This window comes from Streptomyces boncukensis (assembly GCF_011045075.1).
In the GTDB taxonomy this organism is placed as follows: domain Bacteria; phylum Actinomycetota; class Actinomycetes; order Streptomycetales; family Streptomycetaceae; genus Streptomyces; species Streptomyces boncukensis.
This window is the reverse complement of record NZ_JAAKZZ010000359.1, coordinates 1-7872: the sequence shown is the minus strand read 5'-3', so window position 1 is coordinate 7872 and position 7872 is coordinate 1. Positions and strand designations below refer to the sequence as shown.

General features: G+C 72.3%; 15 protein-coding genes and 1 tRNA gene. 2 read left to right on the top strand and 14 right to left on the bottom strand.

Annotated features, from left to right (window positions below):
* Position 1 precedes the first annotated feature (1 nt).
* From G5C65_RS26515 to G5C65_RS26485, 7 genes are all read right to left on the bottom strand, one after another.
* Complete coding sequence (locus G5C65_RS26515) at positions 2–1519, bottom strand: hypothetical protein (protein ID WP_165301462.1); 1518 nt, start codon at positions 1517–1519, stop codon at positions 2–4.
* A 187-nt stretch (positions 1520–1706) separates the two neighbouring features.
* On the bottom strand, positions 1707–1847 hold the full coding sequence (locus tag G5C65_RS26510) for a hypothetical protein (RefSeq protein ID WP_165301461.1): 141 nt from the start codon (positions 1845–1847) through the stop codon (positions 1707–1709).
* Positions 1844–2002 carry a hypothetical protein gene (locus G5C65_RS26505; protein ID WP_165301460.1) on the bottom strand — a complete coding sequence of 53 codons (159 nt, stop codon included), beginning with the start codon at positions 2000–2002 and terminating at the stop codon, positions 1844–1846. The genes G5C65_RS26510 and G5C65_RS26505 overlap by 4 nt, the downstream gene beginning before the upstream one ends.
* Positions 2003–2026: 24 nt before the next feature.
* Positions 2027–2362 (bottom strand): hypothetical protein, encoded by a 336-nt coding sequence (locus tag G5C65_RS26500; RefSeq protein ID WP_165301459.1) that lies wholly within the window; start codon positions 2360–2362, stop codon positions 2027–2029.
* A 70-nt stretch (positions 2363–2432) separates the two neighbouring features.
* Complete coding sequence (locus tag G5C65_RS26495; protein ID WP_165301458.1) at positions 2433–2612, bottom strand: hypothetical protein; 180 nt, start codon at positions 2610–2612, stop codon at positions 2433–2435.
* On the bottom strand, positions 2612–2770 hold the full coding sequence (locus tag G5C65_RS26490; RefSeq protein WP_165301457.1) for a hypothetical protein: 159 nt from the start codon (positions 2768–2770) through the stop codon (positions 2612–2614). Before G5C65_RS26490 ends, G5C65_RS26495 begins: the two co-directional genes overlap by 1 nt.
* A 100-nt stretch (positions 2771–2870) precedes the next feature.
* On the bottom strand, positions 2871–3224 hold the full coding sequence (locus G5C65_RS26485) for a hypothetical protein (protein ID WP_165301456.1): 354 nt from the start codon (positions 3222–3224) through the stop codon (positions 2871–2873).
* A gap of 196 nt (positions 3225–3420) precedes the next feature.
* On the opposite strand from G5C65_RS26485, the gene G5C65_RS26480 reads away from it, so the two are divergent.
* Entirely contained in the window at positions 3421–3738 is a 318-nt protein-coding gene (locus G5C65_RS26480) for a hypothetical protein (RefSeq protein ID WP_338146672.1), read from the top strand.
* A 206-nt stretch (positions 3739–3944) separates the two neighbouring features.
* Complete coding sequence (locus tag G5C65_RS26475; protein WP_338146671.1) at positions 3945–4460, top strand: hypothetical protein; 516 nt, start codon at positions 3945–3947, stop codon at positions 4458–4460.
* A gap of 53 nt (positions 4461–4513) precedes the next feature.
* Here G5C65_RS26475 and G5C65_RS26470 read toward each other — a convergent pair whose 3' ends face one another.
* The 7 genes from G5C65_RS26470 to G5C65_RS26440 all read right to left on the bottom strand — a co-directional run bounded on the left by G5C65_RS26470 (position 4514) and on the right by G5C65_RS26440 (position 7616).
* Complete coding sequence (locus G5C65_RS26470; RefSeq protein ID WP_165301455.1) at positions 4514–5023, bottom strand: WhiB family transcriptional regulator; 510 nt, start codon at positions 5021–5023, stop codon at positions 4514–4516.
* A 109-nt stretch (positions 5024–5132) separates the two neighbouring features.
* A complete protein-coding gene (locus G5C65_RS26465) occupies positions 5133–5351 on the bottom strand; it encodes a hypothetical protein (RefSeq protein WP_165301454.1) in 219 nt (72 codons plus the stop codon).
* A 150-nt stretch (positions 5352–5501) separates the two neighbouring features.
* Positions 5502–5584, bottom strand: a tRNA-Leu gene (locus G5C65_RS26460).
* Between the two features lie 10 nt (positions 5585–5594).
* The gene (locus tag G5C65_RS26455; protein ID WP_165301453.1) at positions 5595–6290 is read right to left on the bottom strand and encodes a hypothetical protein; all 696 of its coding nucleotides are present in this window, start codon (positions 6288–6290) and stop codon (positions 5595–5597) included.
* 52 nt (positions 6291–6342) lie between these two features.
* The gene (locus G5C65_RS26450) at positions 6343–6726 is read right to left on the bottom strand and encodes a hypothetical protein (protein WP_165301452.1); all 384 of its coding nucleotides are present in this window, start codon (positions 6724–6726) and stop codon (positions 6343–6345) included.
* 258 nt (positions 6727–6984) lie between these two features.
* A complete protein-coding gene (locus G5C65_RS26445; RefSeq protein WP_165301451.1) occupies positions 6985–7422 on the bottom strand; it encodes a hypothetical protein in 438 nt (145 codons plus the stop codon).
* Positions 7422–7616: a hypothetical protein gene (locus tag G5C65_RS26440; RefSeq protein ID WP_165301450.1), complete on the bottom strand. Its 195-nt coding sequence runs from the start codon at positions 7614–7616 to the stop codon at positions 7422–7424. Before G5C65_RS26440 ends, G5C65_RS26445 begins: the two co-directional genes overlap by 1 nt.
* Positions 7617–7872 lie beyond the last annotated feature (256 nt).

The following is a 7872-nucleotide window of genomic DNA, read 5'->3' as shown; positions in this document are numbered from 1 at the left end:
GTCACTGGGTCTCCTGGGCGTCGAGCTGGCGGCGGATGGTGCACGCGCGGGTTTGGCCGACGCCGAGTCCGGTCTTGAGCGCGCGGATGCCGGCGGGGCGTCCGCGGGTACGGCGGTGCTCGGTGTCGAGTACGCGCGCCCGCTCCAGGAGGTCGTCCGTACCTGGGGATGTACTCGGCGTACTCGGGCCGGGTACGGGCGCGTACTCGGGGGCCGGTGACGGGGCGTCGGCGGGGTGCTCCTGGGGTACGTCGTGGGCGCCGGGGCCGGGCAGCCTGGCGTGTACCTGGGTACGGGTACGGTCTGCGGCGAGTACGGGCTCCGGGTCCTGTACTTCGGGGCGTACCTCGGCGGTTGGTTCGTTGTCGGGTACGGGCTTCTCGGCTGGTGGGGCGGCGGGTACAGGTTCGGGTACGGGCTGTACCCCGCGGGCGGGTACGGGCTCCGTCTGCTGCTGCGCGGGCGGTTCAGGTACAGCGGGTACGGGCGCGGGGTTGCCCGCGCGGGTGGCCACGCGTACCTGGGTTTCGGTGACGGGTACGCCGTACTCCGTGCACAGGGCAGCGAGTACGGCGGGTGTACGTCCCGGGTGTGCGGCCTGTACCTGATGGATCGCCTCGATCGGATCGAGGCGGCGCAGCTCCTGCCCGGTCACACCGAGCGGGGTACGCGGGTACGCCTCGGGTATGGGCTCCTGGTCCCACGGAGACGACACAGGTACGGTCCGCAGCGCCTGGGAGGTGCGGCGCCCGGCGAGCTGCCGCATCAGCGCGTGCTGCTGGGTCCCGTCGACTGCGGCCCGGGAGCGGGCGACGGCGGCGGCGAGCCGGGCGCGCCCCCACGGGCCGAGCCATCGGCGGGAGGCGAGGCGCACGGCGCGGGCGGTGGCCCGGTCGCGGGTGATCTGTTCGGCGTCCCGGTCCCGGACCGCCAACCCGGCGTAGGACAGGAGGCGTTCGCGTAGTTCCCGGCCGATGATGGCGAGGAGTCCGGAGGCGAGGGCCTGCGGGCGGGCGAGGCGGATCTCCAGGCCCATGGCGAGGTGCCACAGGATGCCGGCCATGACGGGGCCGATGATGGCGCGGACGGTGCCGCCGACGAGGCCGGACTCGGCGAGGGCGGGGATGACCTGGACGCCGGTGATGACCCACACGAGCACGCCGGGCACCCCGGCGGTGCCTGCGTGGTCGTCGGTGGTGGTGGCGCGTTTATGGGCGCGGGCGAGGAGCGCGCAGGACAGGAGTGCGATCTCTCCTGCGGCGAAGAAGAGCAGTCGCTCGGTCTGGCTGTGCATACCGAGGTAGTGAGCCGCGAACCGCCACGAGGTGTCGGCGGTGTAGCCGGTGCAGGCGGCGGCGCCGATCGACGCAACGACGACGGACGCGGTGGGCCGAGCCGCTGCTCGCAGTCCGCGCACGGTCAGCCATCCGGTGAGCACGAGTAGCCCGCACAGGGCGGCCGTGAGCCCGGCGGCGGGCCATGGGTTGGCCTGCGCCCAGTGGGCGGCGGGTCCGGTCATCGGTGTCGTGCCCCCCTGCGGCGTCGGGGTGGTCGGGTGTGGGTGTGCCAGCACAGGCCGGCAGTCGCGCCGACGAGGAGCGCGCCTGTGGTGTAGCCGCCGGCGAGGGCGATGACGGTGAGCGTGGTGAGCACCCACCGGGCCAGCGGGGAAGCGAGCCCGGTAGGTGTGCGGGGTGGTCGGCGGGTCACGTGGGTTCTCCGAGGCGGACGCACATGTGCGCGAGGGTGAGCGTGTCGATCACGGAGATCAGCGGCCCGTGGAGCTGCCACAGGAGCAGGTGGAGGAGCAGGGCCGGGACGGCGCTCGCTACTGGGAGCGGGCTCATGTCGCGGGCAGATCGTGGCGGCGTTCCCACTCGCGGATGCAGCCGTCGACTATCTGTCGGGTGACCGGGTCGGGGTCGCCCTCGTGTTCCTCGATGGCGGCGGCGAGCTCCGTGTCCGTGAGTTCCGGGATGGTCTTGTGGGGCCAGGTGCTCATCTGAGGGTCCTTTGCCTCCGGCGTTCAGCTGGTGGGCGGGAGGAGCGCGATGGCGGCGGCGTGCTCGGCGTCGGTGGCGGTGTCGGGGGCCCAGTCGGTCACGGCCTCGATGGGGCCGACGCCGTCGAGGTCGAGGTGGAGGGTGGCCTCGCGGGTCAGGTAGGGCGCGCCCGCGGTGGTGGTGCGCAGGGCGGGGCGGTCGGTCAGGGCGCCGTCACCGCCTGCGCGTTCGTGGGCGGCGCGGAGGGTGGCCAGGTCCCGCAGGACGAGGCGGGTGCGGGTTTCGCCGAGCTCGGGCCGCGGGGCGGTGTCGGCGGCGAGGCCGAAGAAGGTGCAGATCTGCGGGGCGTAGGCGATCACGGTGCTGGTCCTTCGAGGGGGTTGGTGCCGGGCCCGCGCCCCGTGTCGCGGGCCCGGCGGGTCGGGTGGGTCAGCGGCGCCCGTAGCGCTCGCGGCGGCGGTCGGCGTCCTCCCATTCCTGGCCCTTGCGGGCCGCCTTGCGGGCGCCGCCGTTGCGGTGGCTCTTGCGGCGCTTGGCGGCGGCGCGGTCGGTGGGGAGCTGGTCCCAGGCGCGGCCGGCGGTGTCCGGCTGGCGGCGGAAGAGGCCCATCAGCCGCGCTCCTTCGCGCGGGCGCGGGCGTCCTGCTGCCGGTGGGCGTGGCGGAGCGCGTCCCCGGAGGCGTAGTCCTCAGCGCACCGCTCGATGGTCGCGGGCTCGGTGGCGGTGCGGTCCTCACGCGGGGGAGCGGGCGGCTTCGGGTCGCTCATCGGGCGCCGCCCTTGGGCCGCGGGGCCGGACGGGGGTTCGGGATACGGGGGACGACGGGGCCGGGGGTCCAGTCGTCGTCGGTCCACTCGTGCGGGGCCATCAGGCGGCGACCGCCAGGCCGTGGGCGGCGGTGCGGGGGTAGGTGCGCATGGCGGTGTCGAGGATGTGGCGCTCCGAAGGGAGGTAGCCGATGACGCGGCGCCAGGTGCCGCTGATGTTGGACCAGGCGCGGCGGGGCTCGGCGCCGTAGGTGGCGCGGTAGGTCTTCGCGGCGACGCGGCCGTAGGCGGAGCCGTACCGGTCCGCGAACTCCTGCGTGCAGCCGCGGGTGGTGAGGTGGCGGCGGGCCAGCAGCATGCCGGCGGAGAGAGTGGCGTACAGGACGCCGATGTCGAGGTGTTCCGCGGCGCGGAGGTGGCGACGGGCGAGAGGGCGGCGGATAGCCTTGTGCATGGTCAGGACTCCTGGAGCTAGCAGGTGGTCTGGCTGGCCCCGGCCGGGCTCTCACACACCGGCCGGGGCCGTTCTGTAGGGACGGGACCGCGGGAACGGCCTCGCAACACAAACCCTAGGGCTTGTGTTGCTCTACATGCAAGCCCTAGGGTTTGGCGTGTTGCTTGGGTCGCTTTCCGCAGAAGGGAGAGCGGGCGTGACGGAAGCGCGCGAGGAGGTGAAGAGGCTGCTGGAGGCCATCGAGGCGTTCGAGGCGATCGAGGACCCGGCCGAGCGGACCAGGGCCGTCTCGGAGGTGCTAGGCGACTGGAAAGTGCACCTGGCCCGCCTGCGCCAGATTCGCGAGGACGGCGTCCGAGCACTCCGCGAGGAAGAGCGGAAGACCTGGCCGGAGATCGCGGAGATCATCGGCGGAGTCACGCCTGAGCGCGCGCAGCAGATCAGCAAGGGGCTGAGTGGTGCGAGACGGGCGAGGGACAAGAAGGCGGCAGAAGAAGCTGGGTCTGCCGAGTAGGCCCACTTCCTGCGCGTCCCCGGCCGCTGTTGCATAGCGAGACCCCCCGTCAAGTGGCGGGGGTCTTGTGCTGTTCGACTCTCGTCATCGTGACCCAGGCGGATGCGTCAGCCGTTCGGCGTATGCCGCCCGATTCAGCCGTGCTGATCACGGGCCTGGTCGTAGTGTCGGCCCGTTTCGACCACCAGACAGCCAGGGGAGTACGTGTGAGCGAGCAGAAGCGCATGAGCCTGGGCGCCAAGATCGGCATCGGCGTCGGGGTGCTCGTCGCGCTCGGCGTCATCGGCGCGATCGCAGGCGAAGGCGCAGGCGAAGGCGACGACAGCACCGAATCGAAGCCGACCGCCAGCGAGCAGCCCAAGGAGCCCGCAGCGAAGAGCGAAAAGCCGGCAGACGAGAAGCCATCTGACGCGTCCGCTACGAGTGCTGCGGCGGAGAAGAAGGCCCCGGCCGACGAGTTCAAGGCGTTCATCAAGGAGAACGGCACCCCGCAGCAGCAGGAGGCCGCCCAGCACATCACGCGGGTTCAGGGCGCCGACGACCAGAACGACGTCCTTGACAGCGCGGAGATCCACACGGACTACACCGGAGGCATGACCGGACCCCATTCCGGTGACGGGAAGCTGCTGGCCAGCGCGTTCGCGGACTGGCGGGACAGCAAGAACGGGCTGGTGACCGTCTACGACAGCTCCGGCGAGATCTTGTCCAACGGCAAGTTCTGAGCGTCGGTGCCCGGACAGTGGCCGTGTAGGCATCGGCGTGTCCGGGCACCTCATCAGGCGGCGCGCCGGTACCACTTCTGCGGGCGCGGACGCCCGGCGTAGTACTGCTGCCGTACTGCCCGGCACCGCGCGCACGTCGGCAGCCCCAGCAGCAGCTCCAGCCGGTACCCCGCCAGAGACCCGCCGTGGACCCGGTGCTCGCGGGCCAGGCGCTGCTCCCGGTCGGCGCGGAGCCGCTCACGGTGTGCCTCGCGGCAGGTGATGCAGGACTCCCCGCGGGAGCGGTGGGAACGCCACCCCAGCTCGGTGCCGCACGGTGGCCGGCGGGCGGCGTCGCGCTCCTGGGGGGTGAGGCCGCCCCAGATGCCGTCGGGCTCGCGCATGCGGATCGCGTAGTCGGCGCAGGGCTGCTGCAGGGGGCATGCGGCGCACATGTGCCGGGCCGCCTCGGTGACGGCGGCGCTGGGGGCGTCGGACACGAACAGCTCGGGCCGACGATGGCAGGGGGTGCGGGTGCCGTGGGGGAGCTGGGCGAGGAACGGCGGGACGGCGGCGTCGATCATGGTTGGGGCTCCCTGTACGCGCGGGTACGGTGATCGTCGCCGGGTGGGAATCGGGGCGCGCTGGTCTGGCAGGACACGGAGCGCGCCCCTTCGTCATCGAGCTACGGCATCACTCGTCGGGCCGGTCACTGGTCCGCTTCTCCCCGTAGTGGTTGTCCTGCCGGTACTTGACGCGGTCGGCCCAGGCGTCGGCCCAGGCGATGCCGATGAACACTGCCGGTGCTCCGCAGAGGCGGTGTTCGGCGGGCTGCCATTCCGTCCGGGCACCGCAGTGGGAGCACTTGGGGCACTGCGGGATGTCGCCGGAGTAGGGCGGAAGCGTGGTCATCGGCGGTCTCCGGTCTTGGTCGTGGCCCAGATGAGGGTGATGAGGATGGCGGTGGCGCATAGGGCGATGACGGCCGCGAGGCTGGTGGCGGACAAGGACGTGCTCCTCTGCTGGTGCGGTCTCCTGTGATCAGTGGTTGGTGGTGCGGGGTGCCCGGGACGGGAGTCGAACCCGTGTGCCCTGGTGGGCAGCGATTTTTAAGATCGCCGCGTCTGCCGTTTCGCCACCCGGGCCAATCGCCGGTCACGCTGCGGCGGCAATGGACCGGTCTCGGACGCAGGCGCGGCAGACGCGTTCCCGGCGGCCTCGGCGGCGGATCTGGATGCGGAGGTTGTCGCCGTCCAGCAGGTGTCCCCGCCCGCAGTGGGTCTGCGGCTCCTGGCTGCCGCGGCGCTTGTCGTGGCCGCGGACCGGTGGAGCCGTGTCGGGTGCGAACCAGTGGGACCGGAACCGTCGCCGTGCCGCGGCAATGTGCGCGGCGAACGTCTTGTACGAGAGCCCCAGCGCCTCCGCGGCTTGCGCGTACTCCTCGTGTACCGCGAGGGCTTCGACGGCCCGCCCTTCGGACATGGTGAACATGTCGCCGATCTGTACGGCTGCCAAGTGCTCGACGAGTCGGTCCATCGCGTTCGGTTCCGGCGGGGTTCGCCAGTACGTGGCCCACCTTGGTGAGGCGTCGGAGCCTGCGGTGGTGTTGCCGGACTGGTAGCCGCGGGCGTGCATGCACGCGGCGAGTTCCGCGTGTACGGCGTTTCGGCCGACGTGGATGAGGCCCTGCCGTGTGGGGGTGTCTTCCGCTGCGACGAGGGCTTCGGCGATGCCCGACCAGGCCAGGTCGTGGCGTGTGGGTGCGTCGAGTCCGCCGCTGTGGGCGGAGGCGGCTGCGATGCGAGCGAGGCGGTCGATATCGTGGACGGTGTAGCCGTGAAGACTGTTCATCGGGACGCTCCTACGCGCGGCTGGATCGTCGGCGCCTGGCTGGAGATCGTGGTCATAGCAGGGCTCCGCTCGCGGGCACGTCCTCGATCTGACGCACGGGCCTGGGCCGACCGCCCGGGTCGGTGGCAGAGGTCGGTCCGGGATGGTCTGCGTCCGGGTCGGAGCAGTAGCGGGTGGCGCACCAGTGCAGGCCGCAGAAGGTGATGCCGCCCCACGCGACGAGAGCTGCCGCGGCGAGACCGGTCGCCAGCGCGTTGAACGTCGTGGCGCAGTGCTCCCCGCCGAACTGGAGGTCGTCGCCGTGCTGCGCAACCTGCTGTCCTGTCGTGGTGGCCAGTGCGGAGAGCTGATCCGCGGGCCTATCGCGGAGTTCCTCGATGCGCAGTGCCACGGCGAGTGACAGCGAGTCGAGCAAGAGCTGGTTGGCGGGGCTCATTGGGCCTCCTAGTAGGTCGAGATGTCGGGTAGGTCGGTCGTCGGGCCCTGATGTCCGGGCGGGGTGGGGGACGGGAGTTCGCCCCCGAGCGGCAGCGGAAGCTGCCCGCCCTCGACGGCGGGCACCGCGCCGTCCGATGCCGGGACGGAGTGCGTCCGGAGCAGGGGCCCGTACAGGGCCCGGCGGCACACCGGCCCCAGTCCTGGGCGGGGATGTGGTCGGGCACCGGGTGTGGGGTGCGCGGAGGGGCGGCAGTCATTATGCGGCCCCGAAGAGGTCGAGCTGCGCCGGACGCCGGGCCTGCTCTCGGGACCTGGGAGTGCGCTGGGGCGGAAGCTGCTGCGCCGAGGCCAGCCGTCGGCCCCGCGGCGTGAGTCGCCATACCGCGATGCGGTGCCCCTTCGTCGCCGCGGACGTGCTGGGCACCCACTGGCCGGTCGGCTCGATGATCCCGCCCCGCTCCAGGGCCTTGATGGCGACGCCGAGGTGGCCGTGCGCCAGCTCGGGCAGCAGCTCGCGCAACGAGTTCGCGGAGAGCTCTGCGTGTGCCCGGCCGACGGCGTACACGGCCTGCTCCACCAAGAGCCGGTCCCACTCCGAGGTGCGGCTGATCAGGTCGGCGAGGGTGGCGTCCCGGCCGGCCGCGGCCAGGCGTTCGGCCACGGACAGGCGGCGGGGACGGGGTGGGGTGCTCATCAGGCGACCTCCAGATCGGTGGTGACGGGGTGGAGTGGCTGCGGGGGCAGCGCATCGAGCGCGGCCTCCAGAGCGGCGGCTATGCGGTGCCACTCGGCGGCCTGGGTGCTGCGGGGGTGCTGTCCGGCGGCGACGTACAGCGCCTCGATCAGGCGGTCGGTGGTGCGGATGTCGGTGTGGTCGATGCGGATCACGGGTCCTCCCGGTTCGCGGGGGTGTGGTGTTCGCGTCGCTGTGTGCCGTTCTGCGGGCCGTTCACGGTGTGATGCGGTCCGGGGGTCGGTGGGGTGCTGCGGGGCTGTGTGGCGGCTGTGTGGCGTGTGTGGCGAGGTGATTTAGGCGGCGGTCTTGGTGTCGTTGGGTACGGGGGTGAGGTGGCGGTGGTGGTTGCGTTCGAATGCGGCGTCGGCTTCGGCGAGGTCGGCGGCGTGTTGGGCGGCGGTTTCGGGG

Excerpts from the sequence above, each read along its gene's own strand:
- G5C65_RS26445 (WP_165301451.1), bottom strand. The coding sequence starts at position 7,422 with ATGAGCACCCCACCCCGTCCCCGCCGCCTGTCCGTGGCCGAACGCCTG.
- G5C65_RS26455 (WP_165301453.1), bottom strand. The coding sequence starts at position 6,290 with ATGAACAGTCTTCACGGCTACACCGTCCACGATATCGACCGCCTCGCT.
- G5C65_RS26515 (WP_165301462.1), bottom strand. The coding sequence starts at position 1,519 with ATGACCGGACCCGCCGCCCACTGGGCGCAGGCCAACCCATGGCCCGCC.
- G5C65_RS26450 (WP_165301452.1), bottom strand. The coding sequence starts at position 6,726 with ATGAGCCCCGCCAACCAGCTCTTGCTCGACTCGCTGTCACTCGCCGTG.
- G5C65_RS26485 (WP_165301456.1), bottom strand. The coding sequence starts at position 3,224 with ATGCACAAGGCTATCCGCCGCCCTCTCGCCCGTCGCCACCTCCGCGCC.
- G5C65_RS26490 (WP_165301457.1), bottom strand. The coding sequence starts at position 2,770 with ATGAGCGACCCGAAGCCGCCCGCTCCCCCGCGTGAGGACCGCACCGCC.
- G5C65_RS26465 (WP_165301454.1), bottom strand. The coding sequence starts at position 5,351 with ATGACCACGCTTCCGCCCTACTCCGGCGACATCCCGCAGTGCCCCAAG.
- G5C65_RS26470 (WP_165301455.1), bottom strand. The coding sequence starts at position 5,023 with ATGATCGACGCCGCCGTCCCGCCGTTCCTCGCCCAGCTCCCCCACGGC.
- G5C65_RS26495 (WP_165301458.1), bottom strand. The coding sequence starts at position 2,612 with ATGGGCCTCTTCCGCCGCCAGCCGGACACCGCCGGCCGCGCCTGGGAC.
- G5C65_RS26510 (WP_165301461.1), bottom strand. The coding sequence starts at position 1,847 with ATGAGCCCGCTCCCAGTAGCGAGCGCCGTCCCGGCCCTGCTCCTCCAC.
- G5C65_RS26505 (WP_165301460.1), bottom strand. The coding sequence starts at position 2,002 with ATGAGCACCTGGCCCCACAAGACCATCCCGGAACTCACGGACACGGAG.